The sequence below is a fragment of the Pedobacter sp. Leaf216 genome (genome assembly GCF_001421515.1).
GTDB lineage: Bacteria > Bacteroidota > Bacteroidia > Sphingobacteriales > Sphingobacteriaceae > Pedobacter.
This window is the reverse complement of the sequence record NZ_LMKM01000009.1, coordinates 84275-103631: the sequence shown is the minus strand read 5'-3', so window position 1 is coordinate 103631 and position 19357 is coordinate 84275. Positions and strand designations below refer to the sequence as shown.

13 protein-coding genes are annotated in these 19357 nt (G+C 40.5%); 6 read left to right on the top strand and 7 right to left on the bottom strand.

Features of this window, described 5'->3' with window-relative positions; all coding sequences use genetic code 11:
- Window positions 1–14: 14 nt before the first annotated feature.
- Complete coding sequence (locus tag ASE74_RS08570; protein ID WP_055907176.1) at window positions 15–1628, bottom strand: Na+/H+ antiporter; 1614 nt, start codon at window positions 1626–1628, stop codon at window positions 15–17.
- Between the two features lie 476 nt (window positions 1629–2104).
- On the opposite strand from ASE74_RS08570, the gene ASE74_RS08565 reads away from it, so the two are divergent.
- Window positions 2105–2923, top strand: a complete 819-nt coding sequence (locus ASE74_RS08565; protein ID WP_055907175.1) for an alpha/beta fold hydrolase — start codon at window positions 2105–2107, stop codon at window positions 2921–2923.
- A 534-nt stretch (window positions 2924–3457) separates the two neighbouring features.
- On the opposite strand, the gene ASE74_RS08560 is transcribed toward ASE74_RS08565, so the two are convergent.
- The 6 genes from ASE74_RS08560 to ASE74_RS08535 all read right to left on the bottom strand — a co-directional run bounded on the left by ASE74_RS08560 (window position 3458) and on the right by ASE74_RS08535 (window position 13669).
- On the bottom strand, window positions 3458–4402 hold the full coding sequence (locus ASE74_RS08560) for a hypothetical protein (RefSeq protein ID WP_157255379.1): 945 nt from the start codon (window positions 4400–4402) through the stop codon (window positions 3458–3460).
- A gap of 32 nt (window positions 4403–4434) precedes the next feature.
- Window positions 4435–5643: a DUF4998 domain-containing protein gene (locus ASE74_RS08555; RefSeq protein WP_055907169.1), complete on the bottom strand. Its 1209-nt coding sequence runs from the start codon at window positions 5641–5643 to the stop codon at window positions 4435–4437.
- A 12-nt stretch (window positions 5644–5655) separates the two neighbouring features.
- Window positions 5656–6924, bottom strand: coding sequence for a DUF5000 domain-containing lipoprotein (locus ASE74_RS08550; RefSeq protein WP_082458704.1), 1269 nt, complete (start codon window positions 6922–6924; stop codon window positions 5656–5658).
- Between the two features lie 14 nt (window positions 6925–6938).
- On the bottom strand, window positions 6939–8864 hold the full coding sequence (locus tag ASE74_RS08545; RefSeq protein WP_055907163.1) for a RagB/SusD family nutrient uptake outer membrane protein: 1926 nt from the start codon (window positions 8862–8864) through the stop codon (window positions 6939–6941).
- 11 nt (window positions 8865–8875) lie between these two features.
- Entirely contained in the window at window positions 8876–12118 is a 3243-nt protein-coding gene (locus ASE74_RS08540) for a TonB-dependent receptor (RefSeq protein WP_055907160.1), read from the bottom strand.
- Between the two features lie 141 nt (window positions 12119–12259).
- A complete protein-coding gene (locus tag ASE74_RS08535; RefSeq protein WP_055907337.1) occupies window positions 12260–13669 on the bottom strand; it encodes an alpha-L-fucosidase in 1410 nt (469 codons plus the stop codon).
- A gap of 239 nt (window positions 13670–13908) precedes the next feature.
- On the opposite strand from ASE74_RS08535, the gene ASE74_RS08530 reads away from it, so the two are divergent.
- The 5 genes from ASE74_RS08530 to ASE74_RS08505 all read left to right on the top strand — a co-directional run bounded on the left by ASE74_RS08530 (window position 13909) and on the right by ASE74_RS08505 (window position 19158).
- Entirely contained in the window at window positions 13909–15342 is a 1434-nt protein-coding gene (locus ASE74_RS08530; protein WP_162235800.1) for a sensor histidine kinase KdpD, read from the top strand.
- An 11-nt stretch (window positions 15343–15353) separates the two neighbouring features.
- The gene (locus ASE74_RS08525) at window positions 15354–16058 is read left to right on the top strand and encodes a response regulator transcription factor (RefSeq protein WP_055907154.1); all 705 of its coding nucleotides are present in this window, start codon (window positions 15354–15356) and stop codon (window positions 16056–16058) included.
- Window positions 16059–16505: 447 nt separating this feature from the next.
- Window positions 16506–17366 carry a chromate resistance protein ChrB domain-containing protein gene (locus tag ASE74_RS08515; RefSeq protein ID WP_055907147.1) on the top strand — a complete coding sequence of 287 codons (861 nt, stop codon included), beginning with the start codon at window positions 16506–16508 and terminating at the stop codon, window positions 17364–17366.
- A gap of 60 nt (window positions 17367–17426) precedes the next feature.
- Window positions 17427–18608: a chromate transporter gene (locus tag ASE74_RS08510; protein ID WP_055907143.1), complete on the top strand. Its 1182-nt coding sequence runs from the start codon at window positions 17427–17429 to the stop codon at window positions 18606–18608.
- A 10-nt stretch (window positions 18609–18618) separates the two neighbouring features.
- Window positions 18619–19158: a hypothetical protein gene (locus tag ASE74_RS08505; protein ID WP_055907141.1), complete on the top strand. Its 540-nt coding sequence runs from the start codon at window positions 18619–18621 to the stop codon at window positions 19156–19158.
- Window positions 19159–19357: the final 199 nt, after the last annotated feature.

Sequence of the window (19357 nt, the reverse complement as noted above, 5' to 3'; positions counted from 1 at the left end):
TAGCTTTAATTAAATTAACCCAATTTTTGGTGTGGAATTTTCGTATCCGATAAGTCTATCTGCATTTCCTGCTTCCTGATTACTTCATCACTAAACTGTTTTTCTTTCCGTATTTTATGCAGTTCCTGTCTTTGAATATGATAGATATCTTTTAAAATATGGTTGTAAATTTCCATCTCTGCACTTTCTATGGCTTCGCACTCCATCGATTCTAGCCGCCTGGCGGCGTGGTTTAAACTGTTTTCCAACTCATTTTTTAAACCATTTACCAAGCCATTGCCTTCAATTTCAACGGCGTAATTTTCTTTCAGCCTTTTTAATGATACGCTTAACAAGCGTTGTTTGATGCTGGCTTCTTGCTGTTCATCAGGCACCAACGGATCAATTTCATAAATATTAATCGCCTTAATGATATAAGGCAACGTAAGGCCCTGAAAAACAAGGGTTACCAAAATAACCACAAAAGTGATGAAGATAATTAAGTTTCGATGCGGAAAATTAATGTTTGCCGCAGTGGTAATGGGCAATGAGAGTGCCGCAGCCAAAGAAACTACACCCCGCATACCAGCCCAGCCTATAATTAACGGTCCTTTCCAACCCGGATGGGCTTCACTCTTTCTTACCTTTGCCGATAACCACCTTGGAATAAACGCAACAGGGTAAATCCACGCAATACGCAGCACAATTACCAGGGCACTGATAACCAAACCATAAGCAGAAGCTTCCCAAAGGGAATACCCCTCTAAACCAGCCATAATGATGGGTAAAGCTAACCCGATTAATATAAACACCAGCGCATTAAGGATTACCGTTAATGTTGCCCATACATTAATGGCCTGTAAACGGCTTTGGCCATCTACAAAAATCTCATGCGAACGGTATGATAAAAACAAACCTCCACTAACTACAGCCATTACCCCCGAAAAATGAAACTGCTCGGCAGCCAAATACATGAAATAAGGAGAAATTAACGTAATTGCAGCATCTATACTTGGTGTAGTAGGTAAAAAACGATGAATCAGATACAGTACATGTGCTACCGCCAAACCGATTACAATGCCCATCACAGTGCTTAAGAAAAAATCGCCTGCTGCATTTGAAAAAGAAAATTGCCCGGTTATTACGGCTGCCAGTGCAAAACGGAGTACAATTAAACTGGATGCATCATTAACTAGGCTTTCACCCTCCAAAATGGTGGTAATTCGCTTTGGAACTTTTATATTTTTTAAAACAGAGGTTGCTGCAATGGCATCAGGCGGAGAAACTATGCCGCCAAGTAAAAAGCCCATAGCAAGGGTAAAACCCGGAATCATGGATGAAGTTAAAAATGCCACTGCTACTGACGTGATGATAACCAGGCCGAAAGCAAGCAAACTGATTGGCCGGCGCCAACGCCAGAAATCATTCCATGAGGTGTACCAGGCTGCCTCATAAAGCAATGGAGGAAGAAAAATCAGAAATATCATTTCCGGATCGATAGACATTGGCGGGATACCCGGAATATAGCTAATTCCCAGACCCGCAATTACCAAAAAGATAGGATATGAAATTTTCACCTTTTGTGCCAGCATAATCAACAGGAAAGCAGCAGAAAGCAAAATAAGAAACTGTAAAAGGGTGTAATGCATGGCTTTTTCTCTTCAAAGAATAAACCACAAATATAATCAACAAACACTCAGTTATTTGACTGCCGGATTTATTAAAACACACAAAAATTAATGACGATATATCGTGATTTTACACAAAAATATACCGTTTAGCTATTATATTAATCCTAAATGAGCAAGCCATCAACACAATTTTTAATGGAGTAAAAGATTAATTATTACAAAATAATGGAAAGCAGATTAAACAATGCAACACCTCCGTAAAAATACAAAAAGCAGGTAATTTCATTTTACTAAATCATTACCGTAAATTAACGAAATAAAGCCAATAGAATAATCAACACCCCAATCGTAAATCCCTATATTTCAAACATTTAAAGCAATGGCCCATAATTTGAATAAATGGATTTGTAAAATATCCAGGCTTAGCGGTGATCCAAATGCGGTGATTAGCGAAGCTGCTTTAAATAATTAAAATTTAATCTAATAAAAAAGCTATGAGTACTATTAAAGTAAAAGACGGAACTGAAATTTATTACAAAGATTGGGGTACAGGACAGCCAATCGTATTTCATCATGGATGGCCATTATCGGGAGATGACTGGGATACACAAATGATGTTTTTCCTTAAACAAGGGTACCGTGTAATTGCACACGATCGCCGTGGACATGGCCGTTCAGGACAAAGTGCAAATGGCAACGATATGGACACTTATGTTGCCGATATTGCAGAGCTTACAGCAGCTCTCGATTTAAAAGATGCCATTCACATTGGTCACTCAACCGGTGGTGGTGAGGTAATCCGTTATGTGGCAAAACATGGCAAAGGCCGCGTTGCAAAAGCGGTATTAATTAGTGCAGTAACACCAATAATGATTCAAAACGAAAGCAATCCGGAAGGCGTGCCAATGTCGATATTTGATGAAATCCGTCAAGGTACCGGTTTTACAAGAGCACAATATTTCTACGATTTTCCTGTGGCATTTTATGGCTGGAACCGCGAAGGTAAAACAGTTCAGGAAGGTATTAAACACAACTGGTGGCGCCAGGGCATGATGGGTTCTGTATTGGCACATTATGAAGGTATTAAAGCATTTTCAGAATCTGATTTTACTGAAGATTTAAAAAGTGTAGAAATTCCTGTATTGGTTTTACATGGTGAAGACGATCAGATTGTTCCTTTTAACCAGGCACCAAGAGCAGCGAAGCTTTTACCAGACGGAAAACTGATTTCTTATCCGGGTTTCCCTCACGGTATGCCAACTACGGAAGCAGAAACGATTAATAAAGATCTTTTAGCGTTTATTAAATCGTAAGTTTTTTTAAACAAAACTGTCATATTGAGCTTGTCGAAATGCCATTAAATTAGTTGAAAAGGTTCTTCGGCAGGCTCAGGGTGACAGATAACGCTTCAGTCCAAATAACGACTCATCTCAATTTATCATTAATTAAGGTGAAAAATTGCTAAAAATCTTGCGTCATTCCCAACTCGATTGGGAATCGTAATGCTTTAGCAGGTTGTATTAAGATTCCCGCCTGCGCGGGAAAGACGATCGTTTTAGGAGTTTGTGAAATTAAGTTTGTAGAAATGCCTTTAAAATATTTAAAAAGGTTCTTCGGCTGGCTCAGGATGACAGATTTGATAGAAAATTGTGTTAAAAATAAAACATAGGTTGGGTATCCACCACAACCTATGTTTTTACCAAATTTAAATTAGCTTTTGATGAGTATAAACCTCACCTAAGCTTATTATGACCGGTCCACACCGGGTATCTTATGCATAAATGGTTTATAACGGTATTCGATACAAGTCCCCCCAATTTATGTACTCTTCCTAGCTAAGCACCTTCCTACCTGGTATTGCCTTCAGTTTTATAATGTACTTTAGGAAAATCTTTTTGCGCCTGTTTAAACTGAAGATCGTATTCAATCGGCCAGCCAAAAGCTTTTTCTGCAACCAATTGTAGGTTAACTCCAGCTGCACCGCTCCAGAAATGAATAAACTCCCCAAAGTTTAAATCCCTGATAAAACGTCCGTTTTTATTTTTAGGGAAATTTAAAGCCAGCACTTCGAAATACCTGTTCAATACTTTTCCTTCACCATACTTGCTATAAATAGGAAAGAACCAGTTTTTAAACCACTGCGTACCCGGCCTCGGAAAGTCGTCGTACTGGGTTTGCATCTGCGTAAACACCCTATTGGCTTCATCGGCCATTCCTATATTTTTAAGTACATCATAATTAAAAATCTCCATAAACTTACTATCTCCCCAGAGTACATCAGAAGGCGATCCTTTGGTGCCATGACTGGCACTGGTTACAATATGACCCATCTCATGTATCGGCATGCCAATCTGCTCTCCACCTGGATTATCCCATTGCCCCAAACCACAATCGATAACGTTACGATAATCATGACTTGCATCAAAAAATGGTGATGGGTGGCCACCACCATAATCTTTACCCATTGCGCGGTGCAAAATCACATACAGTTTCGGATCAAGTCCAAAATTTCCATAATTATGTTTAACGTATGCCCAACAATCGGCCATTACCGAAACAGGCCATTTAATGTTTACTGGCATATTTTTATCGTAAAAAACAGCCACATCAGCATTGCTCGCTACTAGTTTAAGCTCTTCATGGTGTTCAAACCAATGTTCTTTCCAAACAGAATCTGGAATACTTGTTACTTTATTAAATTGATCCTTAATCTGCGCTTCAGACCTTGAAACCAGTCCCAATAATAAAATTGGGACCAGCACATAAATTATTGTTTTATTCTTATTCATCATTTACATTATTCTTCCATTTTACCAGAGCGAACCTATTTGTTCCAGAAAGTAACTTCACTGATGTTGCTGTAATAGGCATCGCCACTGGCTACCTGAATCACCCGGATCCGGATATACCGTATTGCAGGTAATCCATCAGGGAGGCTTACTTTAAATGGTGCCGATCCATCATCTGAACGTTCTACAGTTTTAAGCAAAGTCCACCCTCTTCCTTTAGATTCTGCGGTCCAGCCTGGCGAATTACCTGGCGACTGCGTTTCTGCTCCTGTAAGATTTGCAATTCCCCATATCTCAAATTTAGTAGGGTTATTGTAGCCGTTGCGCCCGATAATTTCGAACTGTGCGAGGTTGTTTATCGGTTTACCCATATCAAAAGTAAAGTGATGTGGAAGCGGAGTTTGATCGTCGCTATGGAAAATATCCGGATAATCTGTTGGTGTTTTATTTCCATTCCACAGTTGAGATAATGTGGTTTCATCCGAATAGATGCCAACATCATTGGCGAGTTTTAGCGGGCGGAAGAGCGATTTATCTACAGGTATTAAGATATTGCTCAAAGAATCATAATCTGCTGTATAAAAGGTATCAATTGCCGATTTAACAGGGATATATGCTGATTTAAAATAAATTTTTGTTCCGGTTTTGTAGTCGGCCAGCCTGATCGAATTTTCATCCGGACTTAACGAGCTTTTATGGATTGTTCCATCTTTGTAAGTGTATTTTATTTCGGTTGCAATGTTAATGGTATCGGGCTTTTCAAAGTGAAGCGTAATGCCAGTATCATCCAACTGATAAGGATCTGCTGAAACCAGAAACCTGTTGGTTAAACTGGCTTTGTAACTATCGCCATAAATTTTTATGTTACTGATTTGAACAGGCACCGATTTATTGCCCGCTTTATCGTAAGAGTAAATGGTGAAAGAATAGTTATACTCTACCAGTTTAGGAATAATTACCGATACATCAGTAATGTTCCGATCTGGTGCTTTCATTTCCAAGGAATCAGCAAAATTATTCCAAAAAATTCTGTAATGGGTAACACTCGGATCAGGACTTGCTTTCCAATTGAGTTTAACCCTGTAATTTCCTGGTGCTGCACCAACCTTACCCGCAAAGCCCGGATAGATTCTTTCTTTTCCGTCAAGGTATTTTCTGTAGTCGAGCGCATCTTTACTACAGCCACAAAGCACTGCAATGGCCATAAAAACCATTAAAATGCCATTTATATGTTTAGTTGTCATCTTCTTTAATTTTTAATTGGTGTTTCCCCAAAAAGATAATTCCATTACGTGTGCAAAATCTGCATTGCCCCACGTAGTGTTAACAGCCAGCCTGATAAACCTCACTTTCGGTACATCCAAAGCGATATTAAACTCAAAGCCAGCTTTTACAGCTGCAAGATCAAGAGGTGTGGTTTGCCCGGGCGCATTGCCTGATGGCGGAGGCGGACAGGTAAAATTGCCAAGATTAATCCAATCGCCAACTACAGTACCTTTTGCTGATGTTACAGGTAGATCGATATCTGCCGGTGCGGTTTTGGCCGATCCCCAGAGTGTCCACCCTTTAGGGTTACCATGGTTATAGGAGTAATCGTTTCCATAGGCTTCACCCCTTTCCCATAATTTATAGCGGCTAAGCTTGGTGAGCACGCCCATATCGAAAGTACAGAGTTGTAATGGTTTTCCATAACCAGCTTCAGTATGCCACCCCGGGTCGGTGGTATTATTGTCCCACAGCCTCGTTGTATTCCAACCCAGGCCAGTTGCGCCAAGTGGAGAATCTGAAGGTAGCCTGTATTCGCTAAATTGAGCTTTTGGCACCATTATTTCAAATATTGGGCTGATGGATTTATATAAGGTATCAGATATATTTCCCCACCTATCGGTTACGTATACGCCAAAATCTCGTTTTAAGGTATCAAATCCCCTTACACTAAAATTAATGCTTTCGGCTTCGGTATAAAACTGCTCAATCGGCAGCATTTTTCCCGTTGTTTTATCGTTAGAGATCACAATAACACCAATTGCTTTTTTAGCAGGATTATTGGCTGTTACATTTACACCGCCAAAATCGGCCTGGAGCTGAACCGTTGGGTAAACCGATAGGTAAGATGGTGTTGCAGGATGTACGCGCACCTGAATTGGATCACTTTTCACATTTGCACGCGATACTGCGTAAAGTGTAACATCATAATCGCCGCTTTTTTCAAAACCTTCTACCTTAATTGTGTCGCTATAGTAGGAAGATTTGCTTTGCCTCACCGTTCGCGCATTGATCCGGTATTCTGCCTGTACATAAAGCAGGTTTTCAGAATTTGGTAGTTTATAAGAAATTACTGCGGCACCGGCCAGGTTATCTACTTTTACTCCGGTAAGTGCACCGGGTTTTGTCATATCATTTGATACTACATCATTAAAACCTTCACTTTCCTTACAGGAATTAAGCGAGAAGGCTACCAGTAACAGTGCAAGAAATTGCAAGCTGCTAAGCCGGTTATATATTTTTGAGCTAATTTTCATCATCGTATGTTTAAAATTTACCAATAAGGATTTTGAACCAGGTTCGGATTAGCAATCAGGTCGTTGTACTTAAGCGGCCATAAATAATCTTTTAAACCAAATACCGGGATTACAAGATTGCGCTGGCGGTAATAACCTTCTGGTGTGGTATCCTGAATATTCCAGCCCTGAAGCGGTTTGCTTAATACCTCCTGCATCACTTTCCAACGGCGTAAATCCCACCCAATTCTACCTTCGAAACACAGTTCAATGCGCCGTTCCTGCTGGATAATTGAACGCAAACCATCTTTACTTGATGCCTTGCCCGGATTAACCGAATACTGCGCCCAGGATTCTTTAACACCTTTTAAACCTGCACGTGTACGTACTTTATCGATATATGTATACACATCGGCCGTAGGGCCATTTACTTCGTTAAGTGTTTCTGCGTAAAGCAGGTAAAGGCCGGCCAACCTGATTAATGGCACCCTAAAGCTTGCCTGGGTTACCTCAGTACCAAAAACCGACTGGTAATTAACGAGTTTACTTGGCCAATAGCCTGATACGTTTACCCTGATATTATCTTTCGGCCCAGCCAATGAAGTTCCACCGCGGGCCTGCACATACAGCATATTTTCAGGATCTGTTTGTCCGTTCCCAAAAAAACAGCTTCCATCAAATGATAAATCCGCATAAAAACGGGGTTCCCTATCCATGTGCATTTTAATGGTTTGATAGCCACTTTTTAAATAATATTTGCTTTCGGCAGGTGCCGCAGCAATAGCATAACGGCCCCGGTAATCGTAACTTGCATCTTCTGCCATCGGCACTCCATTTTTAGAATAAAACAGTTCGGCCATCCCGATAGGTACGGCAAAATTGCCTGGTGCACCACCCATATTTTGTACCATGGCATTGGTAAGCCTAGGCATAGCCATAGATTGGAGTCCAAATTCGGTGTTAAGGGCCCAAATTACTTCCGGATTTTTCTCCCAGTTTTCGGTAATGCTCTGCCTGATATCCATAACCGTTTTTAATGGCGCTGGTATAGTAGGAAGATTGCCTGGAGAAGTAAAACGGTAAAGTGAAAGATTGCTTTCTTCGCATGATTTTACTGCCGCCTGGCAGGCCAGCATGGCTTTGTTCCATTTTTCGGCACTATAAGCAGCCGGAAACAGGTTAACCCCATCTTTATCCTTAAAACCAGTATAATCGGGGTTGCCGTTAAAAAACGGACTTGCCTGCGTGGTAAGCACTTCTGCCTTAACTGATAAAGCAATGTTTTGCGTAATGCGGCCTAAACTCCTTGCAGGATCCTGAATGGTGCGCGGAAGATCGGGTGTGGCCTCATCCAATAATGATACGATATAGGCAAAAGCTTCATCAACAGGTGCACGTTTTATTCTTACATCTTCTGTACCGGCATCAATAGGCAAATTCTCTTTAATTAAAGGAACCGGGCCATACATCCTTAACAGGTAAAAGTGATAATAAGCTTTTAAAAACTTTACCTCAGCAATCCAGCGGTTGCGTTCAAATTGAGACAGGTCTTTTGGTCGGTTAATATTCTCCAGAAATATATTACACCTCCTAATGGCTTTAAAAATCGGCTGCCCAAGTTGCTCACCATCCCAGTAATTTAAAGATGGATTATCAGTACTTTGCACCCCTCTAATCAGGTGGAAACCTTGCTCAGCATCTCTGCTACCCAACGTGGCTTCGGTTAATGTGTTGGGGAAATAAATTTCGCCTGAGGAGGTAAAAGCCGCATCGGTATTCGAAGGGCCCATGTTCTGTATGGTAGAGTAACAGGTAAAAAGGTAATTTTCGGCCTCATTTCTGTTTCTAAAAGCATAATCGATAGTGGCCACATTATCTGGTGTTACATCCAGGTATTTCTTGCAGGATACGGTTGTTCCCGTAACCACTGCAATGAGTAGGAGAAGTTTGATGTTAAATTTCATTACAGGTGCGCTTATAAGTTTACGTTGATTCCGATATTGTACACTTTCTGGATCGGGTAGCTAAAGCCGTTTGAAGCCAACTCCGGATCCCAATCTTTAAACCTGCTCCAGGTAAATGGATTTAAGGCATTAAAATAAATCCGGCAATTGGATAAGAATGCTTTTTTGGCCAACTTTTCTGGCAAGGTATAACCTATCTCTATTGATTTTAACCTGATAAATGCACCATCACGCATCCACCACGAACTGGTTTGCAGGTTGTTGCTGATCTCGGAAGAAGTGGTTCCCAAACGGGGATACTTGGCATAAAGATTCTGATTCTCCTCTGTCCAATGGCTATCGGCAAATTGTTGCAATACCTGTCTGTTTTCGAGAAAGGGACTTACCTGAGATGGATCAATAAAGAAACTTGTACGGCCTACGCCTTGAAAGAACAAAGAAAGATCGATCTTTTTAAATCCCATTGAAAGGCCTGCACCATACACAATTTCGGGTGTAGCCGGCAACCCTAAAAAAACCTGATCGGCTTCGGTTATCTTGCCATCATTATTTACGTCGGTATATTTAATATCGCCTCCCTTTGGCGCAGAAGCACCCGCTCCGAAAAGTTGTGTTGGCGAAGCAGCCGCCTCCTGATCATCAACAAATAAACGCTCGGCAATGTAACCCCACCTTACACCGATTTTCTGGCCAGAAAGTATTCTCCATGGTTCTTTATATGCTGGTTGCTCGTATTGACCGTATTTATTTTGCGAAAAGGTAAAGTTTGTTCTGCCCGACATCCAAAAGCCTCCTCTGAAGGTTTTACTATAATCAGCAGAAAAATCAATTCCGCGCGAATCAGCAGTGCCAAGGTTTGCACTCACACCCGATTCTAACCCCATACTGGTAGGGATAGATGCACGTTGCATTAAAATATTGTAACGGTGTTGTTTGTATACTTCGGCAATAATGTTTAAACTTTTAAACAGGCTAATCTCCAGTCCGATATTCGTTTGCCTCGAAGTTTCCCAGGTTACCGCGTCATTTGCGTAATTGGTAATGCTTACACCTGGCCTGCTTACCCCATTGTTTTGACCAAAAAAGGCAGGATTGCCCCCGTTAAGGTTTACATTAGACAGGTAGAAAAAACGTTGTGCACCAATGGCATCGTTACCTACCAAACCATAACTCGCGCGTAGTTTAAGTTTATTAACCACTCCTTTTAAACCGCCATCCCAAAATTTCTCATTCGAGATTACCCATGAACCGCCAATTGTTGGAAAAAAACCAAATCTGTTTTTATCTGCAAAGCGTTCCGATCCGTTGTAGCCAAAATTAAATTCGGCAAAGTAGCGGTTATCATAAGCGTACCCTAACCTACCCGATAAACCAACATTCCGGTAAGGAAGTGAATACTGCAAACTGGATAAATTGGTTGCAGGATCGATGGCATTGGCATAAAGACGCTGCTGCCTGGTTGCAATTAATGTACTGCTAATGTTGTGTTTGCTGCCTATCTGTCGCGAATAATCCAATACGCCCTGCATGTACACAAAAGTATTGATATCCTTAAAACCGGGATCAAAACTCAGGTACTCTGAAGCCTGCCCCGGCTGGTTATTAATCCAGTTAAGCGTATATTGATTGCTCACCCGATCATAAGAAGCTATATTGTAAAAAAACGGCGAATATTGCCTCGTTAAATCAAAGTAAGAATACCTGTTGGTATTAAACATTCCTTTAAATGATAAACCTTTTGTAAGGAAGTTAAGATCCTGATTAAGTTCTAATTGTGCCGACATTCTTGACCTGGAAAAAGATTTATAGCCTTTCATCATATCTGCATATGGATTGGAAAAACCAACTGTGTTTCCGGTACCCTCAGTTGAACTGTTGCCGAAGAGAATGTGTGTATCAATACCCAATGATGGATCTGCAGGAAAAAATGCAGGAAACAATACCGGACTGGTATGAAGTGCCTTTTTATACAGATCGGCAGAGAAAGAGCCGTCGTCGGTTATAGGGCCGTTGTACTCATCAAAAGTACCCGAAAGCCTTAAAACCACCTCAGTAGTAGGCGTAACATTGATGTTGACGTTAGAACGGAGCTGATAGTTTTCTAGCTTTACATTATTGTTAAAATTATTTACCGGACTAACTTTTAGTATCCCGTTATCGCGGTTGTAAGATGTACCAATGTAGTACCTGGCAATTTTGCCGCCGCCGCTTACGCTACCGTTAAGCCTTTGGTTGTTGGTACTTTGTTTAAAAAGTTCATCAATCCAGTTTACAGCAGGATAAACATATCTGTTGCTTCCCGGTGCACCACTTAAAGTTTGCTCGCGGTTGTAAATATCGTTTTGGCTAAACCTGGGTACACCTAAGGGGTTCCTTGTGGTAATGGCCTCGTTATACATTTTCATAAAAGTGATGGGATCGGCAATTTTTAGGTTTTGCGTAGCCTGCGAAATCGAGTTTTCGAAACGTACGTTTACTTTTGCATTGCCTTCTACACCTTCTTTTGTGGTTACCAATATTACGCCGTTAGCCCCCCTTGCGCCATATAAAGCCGTGGCACTGGCATCTTTTAAGATGGAGAAACTGGCAATATCATCAACCTGTAACCTCGCCAGATCGGTTGGGGTAAGTTCTACGTTATCTACCAAAATCAAGGGATCTTGTTTGTAACCGAATGTGGTTACGCCACGGATAAAAAAGGTTGAATTATCAAGCCCTGGCTGGCCGCTGCGTTGATAAGCCACTACCCCGGCAATTTGCCCGGCCATGGCATTGGTGAGGTTACTGGAAGGGATTTTAAGCTTAGAGGGTGTAATGCTGGTTACAGATCCTACCATGGCTTCTCTCCGCTCCTTTTTGCCAAAGGCTGTAACCACCACATCCGTAAGGTTGTTATCATCAGATTGCAGAACGAGATCTACTTTTAAATTTTGGGCATCTGCAATAAAAGTAATCTGCTTAAAACCTACCGATGATACTACTACTGTAGATTTGGCTGTAACGTTCAGGGCAAATTTACCATTGGCATCGGTAATTGTTCCGGCACCTCCCTGGCTTTTAACCTGAAGGCTCACCCCGGGAATACCTAAACCGAGTGAATCTTTAACAGTTCCGGTAATTTTGGTTGTTGCGCCCTGTTGCGCATGTATGGGGCTGCCCAAGAGCAGTAAACAGACACTAAATACTGAAAACAGTACCCAGAGATTCCCCAGATAAGGCAAATGCCTTACCCTGGCAGTAAAATTTTGGTTCATAAAGTTTGGTTGGTTTATGTTAGGATTGTTTCAAAAAATGCTTGTAGATATGTTTTGGAGTAGTTAATTCCCACCTGTACCTGGCAAACAAGAGCAGTTAATAAATTAGCCGGGCCAAAACTGATCCGGCTAACCTATATCTTATTTTCTTTCATTAAATACCCCTACTTCAGCAATAGCAGGCGGGCTGTCGAAATTGGTAATGCTTACCTTTATTTTTTCGCACCAAATGCGTTCAAACCTAAAAATACTTACCTTTTTTTCTCCTTCGTTTTTCGCAGCTAAAGCATTCCATTTACCATTTGCATAATACTGCAAAGTGTAGGTGGCTTTACGGTTATTACCGGCGGTTAATACCACCATATTGCAAGGAACTGCTTTTTCGAAATTTAACTCATACCAGGGAGATTTTACAGTTGGATTTGAAGACCAGCTCGAACCGAAATCGTCATCATTGGCAAAATCCATAATATTCATATCATCGCTCCAGCTGCTGTTGCTTTTTACATGTTTGGCAATGTTGCTCGAAATAATTGGCGCAGCATAAGCCGGTATGCGCGGAAGATCGGTAGGTTTTTTATAAATCTGCCCCATTTCTTTAAGTGCCGCCAAAGCATTATCATCAATCAGCCCGTTTTTGCCCGGAGCTACGTTAAGAATAAAATTGCAATAGGCACCGTTGTAAGGAATGATGAATTTGTTTACCAGCTCGGGTACATTTTTTACAGGTGTAGTAGGGAAAGATGTTTTCCAGAACCAATTGGCCTGAAGCGGTAAACAGGCAAGTGCCGGAAGTTTGTTGTTCTCCTTTGAAATAAACTGACCTGCACCTTGTTCATACGATTTGATATCGGTATAAAACAATGCCTGTGTAGGATATTTTGCTGCATTCAAATCCATCACCAAACAGTTTGGCTGTAATGATTTGATTAAGTAATAAATGTCTTCAAAAGGTACCTGATCATAAGAAATACGCGACCATGGCGCGTCCCATCCATCAATAATCAGTGCTGTAATTTCGCCATAATTGGTAAGCAGTTCGGTAAGCTGATCTTTGATCATTTTAACGTTTGCAGGAGTTATCTGGTTGGGACGGATGCCATGATGGGTATCCAAAATAGAATAGTATAACATTACCTTCAATCCATTTTTACGGAAAGCCTCTGTATATTCTTTTACCACATCGCGTTTAAGCGGCGTATTCATTACATTATACGCAGTTGTTTTGGTATTCCAGATCGGGAAACCGCTGTGGTGTTTAGTGGTTAAGCAACCATAAGTCATGTTTGCAGATTTTGCCGCTTTTGCCCATTGGTCAGCGTCGAGTTTTGGTGATTGAAACAGGGAAAGATCTGCATCAGGGTCCGACCAATCCTGATCCATAAAAGTTGGCATTCCATAATGGATAAACATGCCCAAACCAAGGTCTACAAAATCTTGCTGAAGCTCGGGTAATAGTTTATTGGCCGATTTTTGCTGGGCCATTGCCGGGTAAATAGCTGTCGTACCCGAAACGATAAGTAATAATGATAAAATCCTTTTAAAGGTCATTTCTCTGTTTTTTGGTTCTTGTATTTGTGTTAGTTGTTTAGAAAGATGTACTGGTGTACAGCTGGTTATCAATTTCAATCGCTTAATCAAAATGTGGTTGATACACATCATCCAACTTTCATTATTCAAAGCTACATCCCACATCAAAGAAATTTGTCGAACGAAACCGTAACAGAAACCTAACAAAAGCTTAACGTTATGGTATTTATGAAATAATACGTCTATTTTTAATGGATAAAATGAAAGATCGTATATATAAGTCGGTAGTTTTGGTCAGCTTTCTGATATTGCTGCTGGTACAGCTCAGATTAACCTATAATTCTTATGTACTTAGAGACAGGGATTATAGTTTAAAGGAAAAAACGCTGATTAACGATGAATATGGACGCAGTATATCAGAAGATAAGGTGTATACCGGCGGCGGAAAGATTATCGACTCCATCCTCGCCAAAAATATGCCTGCGCTCAAACAAGCCTACCTAAATAACCGAAAAGAATTTGTTAAACTATCGCAACGGGTAAGCAATACACTGTTAAAAGATCTTCGGCAGCAAAGCACCATGGACAGTGTTTTCCAATCGATTGTTAAACGGAACGGCTTGGATAGCAACTTGCAATACCTCCTCACTTTTCAGCAAATTGAAATAAACTTCGACAATAAAATTGGTAACATTACCATATTCGATAACAATAGCCAAACTGATTTTAAAGCCAGGGAAAAAACGCCATATGGGGTAATTATCGACGGCACATTAACGGATCCAAATATCCAAAACAGGGTAACCAATCTTTCGGTTAGCGGCAAACTGGTTTACGATTACAGAATTACCTTTAATCTTTTTGTAGATCCTCCGGGCCGTACCTTAAAAGTGGCCTATCAAATGTTGCCTACATTTTCGCTCGTTGCCTTGTGCATTATCATTATAGTGGGCATAAATTATTATACCTACATCAGCTGGATGCGGCAGAAAAAAGAAACCGATGTTAAATCTGATTTCCTGAATAGCATTAAGCACGAATTTAATACGCCCATAACCACCATTTTGGTGGCCAGTAAAAGTTTGCACGAAGATGAGGTACTGAATGACCGTAACCGCGTTAACACACTTGTAAATATTGTAGAAAGGCAGGCCCGGAGGCTCCATTCGCACATTAACCAAATGTTGGAGATTTCGGAAATTAACAACAACATCCACCTCGAAGAAACAGACCTTAATTATGCTGTACTTACACTGGTAAACGATTATAAAATAAAAGTGCAATCGCCAGATAGCCTTACCTTTGATCCTCATGGTTCGGAAATACTGATTATGATGGATCCTTTTGTGTTTACAACCATGCTGCACAATATTTTGGATAACGCTTTTAAACACAACCACAGTGAGGTAAAAATGACTGTGCTTTTTATTACCACCAATAAAGATGGTTACACCCTTCATATTAAAGATAACGGGAAAGGAATTGAAGAGGCAACCAAAGAAAAAATATTCGATAAGTTTTACCGTGCAGGCAAAGATAATACGGTTTCGGGCCTTGGGCTTGGCTTATACTATGTTAAACAATGCCTTGATATTCATGGCTGGCAAATCAGCATACGATCAACACCAGGAAAAGGAACCGAATTTTTGGTGCATATCCCTGCTGAAMAAGCCACAAATAATGCAAATCAATAATCCAACAAATTATGCTGTATGATATTGTAATAATTGAAGATGAAATAGACCTGGGCAACGTAATTTCCGAGTACCTGAAGTTAAGGGGCTTTAGTGTACTTTGGTTTAAAACTGCTACAGCAGCATTGGATTATTATAGTGCAAACCAACTTGATAATAAACTGGTGATTGTTGATGTACAGCTACCGGATATGAATGGTTTCGACCTGGCCACAGATATGGTAAAGATGAACCCAAGCCAGCCCTTTTTCTTTCTTACTGCACACAATGAAAAGCAAGACCGGATAAGGGGATTAAAAATTGGTGCGATTGATTATATCTCGAAGCCATTCGAAATTGAAGAATTGGTTTTACGGATCGGAAATATCATTAAGAAATTTTCGGGTAATGTAAAACCAGCGGCTCCCGCTAAACCAGGTTTTATTAATATAGGCGATATCAGATATCAAAAAGACCAGCTATTTGTGATGATGCCGGATGGCAGGGAGGTATCATTAACGGTAAGAGAATCGGAAGTATTAGACCGTTTGGCGGGTAATATTAACCAGGTGGTTAAAAAGAAAGATATTTTATTGGCCCTGTGGGGAAATGATGATTATTTTAATGGCAAAAGCCTGGAAGTGTTTATTTCGAGGTTACGCAGACTTTTTAAGGCCTCGGAGCAGGTAAGCATCGAAAACGTTTATGGATTAGGCTATATTTTAAAAGTGAAATGATGTAATTTCGATTAGTTCACCAACATACGTATAAATGCTATATAGCCTACATAGTCCTCGTTTGTAACGAGGATTGTCGAGATTCGCATTTCAAATGCGATACTTGAATCATTAACTTTGCTTACCCCTACATAGTCCTCGTTTGTAACGAGGATTGACGAGATTTGCATTTCGAATGCGATCAAATAAACACCTGCATAGCCTACTACATAGTCCTCGTTTGTAACGAGGATTGTCGAGATTCGCATTTCTAATGCGATCAGATAAACCACCTAATGGTTGGTGTCTCACCGACCATAAATTTTCCCTAAATAGCCTATATAGTCCGCGTTTACAACGAGGATTGACGAAATTCGCATTTCGAATGCAATGAGTAACTTCACGCACCTGCCCTATCCATAAATTCAACTTGGATCATTAACTTTGCTTACCCCCACAATTATAAATATGAAATGGATTACCCGCGAACATCCGAAAATTGACCGGATTGCCTGTCCCTGGCTCATCAGGCGTTTTATCGATCCGGAGGCAGAAATAGTTTATGTACCGGCAGATCAGGTGATGATTAAAGCAGAAGAACTCGGGGCTACGCCTTTCGATATGCCGGGTGTAGAATACACACATTACAATGATCAGTGTACATTTGATTATTTTATTAAAAAGCACCAGTTAAAAGATGTGGCGCTTGATCGCATTGCAGCAATTGTTCGTGGTGCAGATACCGATCGACATGATTTTGCCCCACAATCAGCAGGACTCGAAGCTGTATTTTCAGGCTTGGCCTACCACAGTACAAACGACCACGACCTGCTTACTTTGGGTATGCAGATTTACGATGGTTTGTATAGCTGGGCTAAACACCTTTACCACAAAAAACACACACAAGCCGGACCAGTTGAACAGATGTTGCTGGAAATATATACCAAATACCTAAGGGAAAACAAAGGAAAAAAAGCTCCTGCATGGGCCAACGAACTCAGAAACATGATTCAAGACCAGATGGACACCAACATGACCTTAAGCTTACAACAGGCATCAAATGAACTGGAAATTAATCCTGCCTATTTATCAAGAGAGTTTTCAAAATACTTCGATAACCTATCCTTTGGAGACTATATCCGAAAAATGCGCATTGAAAAGGCCATGCTGTTGATAGAAACTACATCTTACTCATTAACAGAGGTTGCTTATTTAACAGGATTTTCAGACCAAAGCCACTTTAACCGGATTTTTAAAAAACAGACAGGAGAAAATCCCTCCATTTACAGAAAAAAGCACCAAAAAAGTAAAATGGATACAAATAGTTAAATCCATACAATTATAAGGTTTTTCGAATAAGCAATATTGTAACGAAATACAATTTGCTTGATGAGACAAGAAACAGCTAAAACCAAACCACTGTATTCGCTAGCCGAAATTACGACCTATTTCCTGAAATTGGGTACCTGGGGGTTTGGCGGTCCGGTTGCACTTGTTGGTTATATGCAGCGCGATTTAGTGGCGCAAAAAGGCTGGCTAACAGAAGACGAATACAAAGAAGGATTGGCATTAGCGCAACTGGCACCGGGGCCACTCGCTGCTCAGCTGGGTATTTATATTGGCTTTGTACATTATGGCTTATTGGGGGCCACCTTAACAGGATTGGCTTTTGTACTGCCCTCATTTATAATGGTTGTTTTGCTGGGCATGGCCTACCAGTTATATGGGGGCCTGGCATGGATGCAAGCTGTATTTTATGGCGTTGGTGCAGCAGTAATTGGCATCATCAGCATGAGTGCCTATAAACTAACCGTCAAATCCATAAGCAAATTCGAAGTTACCGCTATAAAATCCAAATGGCTTTTATGGGTATTTTACATTCTAGGGATGGTAATTACAGTGATTACCGAAAAAGAAGAAATTTTATTATTTATAGGTTGCGGCATCATATACATGGTTGTTAAAGCCCCGCCAAAATGGATCAAAAGGCCTTCAACGCTTTCTTCTGGAATCCTGTTAAGTACAAGTTTTTGGCATTACGACAGCAAAACTTTACAAGAAATCGGTTGGTTTTTCGCCAAGGCAGGAGCTTTCGTATTTGGTAGTGGCCTTGCTATTGTTCCCTTTTTACACAGTGGAGTTGTAAAGGAATTTGGTTGGTTAACAGAAACTCAGTTTGTAGATGCTGTTGCTGTTGCCATGATTACTCCTGGCCCGGTTGTAATCACTGTTGGCTTTATCGGATATCTTGTTGCTGGCTTCCCTGGAGCATGTGTGGCAGCCCTTGCAACATTTCTACCCTGCTATCTTTTTACCATAGCATTAGCACCTTCCTTTAAAAGGATTGCAAAAAATATCAGCATTAAAGCATTTGTAGAAGGCATTACCGCAGCGGTAATTGGTGCGCTGGTGGGTTCGGTTGTGGTAATTGCTGCACGCTCCATAAAAGATATTCCAACTGCATTGATCGCCATAGCAGCAATAATCGCCCTTATTTACATCAAGAAATTGCAAGAGCCCTATATTATTGCTGTTGCCGCAATATTAGGCTTATTAATCAAATTCATTTAAATCATCATATATGCACCACATTTTCTCACGATCATTTTTAATCAGCAATACATTAATCTTGCTTTTCACCATTACACTAAATTTATCAATTAAGGCACAACAGACGGCTCAAACTTCAATTTACCCTAAAGTAACCGGTTATTTCAGCTTGCTCCACCCGATCGGATCATTAGACAAAAATGGATTTCACGATAACTTTTCGAATGTATACACACTCGCATTCCCATTTGGAATAAACATTTTAAAGAGCGACAAATTTGGCGTTAGCTTTGAAATTGCACCCAATATCCGTACGGAGCATAATATTTCTAAAGTAAGTTCGGTTTTGTTTCACCCGGGTGCAATGTTCCGCTTTAAACATGGATTTACATTTATTGGCCGTGTGGCATTCGAAACCAATGGCCGTTATGGCTTTACTCCGGTTTTTAACCAGGTAATAAAAAAAGGAAAGAATGTTAATTTATACGCAGCCCTACCTTTTCCTGTCCGGTTTGGTAACGATCAGGCGGCATCACTTTCTACAGGTTTGCAATTGGGAGTTAGTTTTTAAATTATTAGGAGGTAGATTTTTGAAGCCTTTAAAGAGGTGGAATGTTAAAGCATCAGCAAGAATATAATTCCGCAGATTCGCCAATCAAAACAAAATGCAGAAATTGTTAATGCCTCCATAAAAGTAAGGCCATAAGCATCACACTGAGCACAAGAATAAAAAATAATATACCTTTCGGAAATTTATCGTCGCTCATTCC

Coding starts and splice junctions, on each gene's coding strand:
- ASE74_RS08545 (WP_055907163.1), bottom strand. CDS start 8,864: ATGAAATTTAACATCAAACTTCTCCTACTCATTGCAGTGGTTACGGGA.
- ASE74_RS08550 (WP_082458704.1), bottom strand. CDS start 6,924: ATGATGAAAATTAGCTCAAAAATATATAACCGGCTTAGCAGCTTGCAA.
- ASE74_RS08535 (WP_055907337.1), bottom strand. CDS start 13,669: ATGACCTTTAAAAGGATTTTATCATTATTACTTATCGTTTCGGGTACG.
- ASE74_RS08525 (WP_055907154.1), top strand. CDS start 15,354: ATGCTGTATGATATTGTAATAATTGAAGATGAAATAGACCTGGGCAAC.
- ASE74_RS08570 (WP_055907176.1), bottom strand. CDS start 1,628: ATGCATTACACCCTTTTACAGTTTCTTATTTTGCTTTCTGCTGCTTTC.
- ASE74_RS08540 (WP_055907160.1), bottom strand. CDS start 12,118: ATGAACCAAAATTTTACTGCCAGGGTAAGGCATTTGCCTTATCTGGGG.
- ASE74_RS08555 (WP_055907169.1), bottom strand. CDS start 5,643: ATGACAACTAAACATATAAATGGCATTTTAATGGTTTTTATGGCCATT.
- ASE74_RS08565 (WP_055907175.1), top strand. CDS start 2,105: ATGAGTACTATTAAAGTAAAAGACGGAACTGAAATTTATTACAAAGAT.
- ASE74_RS08515 (WP_055907147.1), top strand. CDS start 16,506: ATGAAATGGATTACCCGCGAACATCCGAAAATTGACCGGATTGCCTGT.
- ASE74_RS08560 (WP_157255379.1), bottom strand. CDS start 4,402: ATGATGAATAAGAATAAAACAATAATTTATGTGCTGGTCCCAATTTTA.
- ASE74_RS08510 (WP_055907143.1), top strand. CDS start 17,427: ATGAGACAAGAAACAGCTAAAACCAAACCACTGTATTCGCTAGCCGAA.
- ASE74_RS08505 (WP_055907141.1), top strand. CDS start 18,619: ATGCACCACATTTTCTCACGATCATTTTTAATCAGCAATACATTAATC.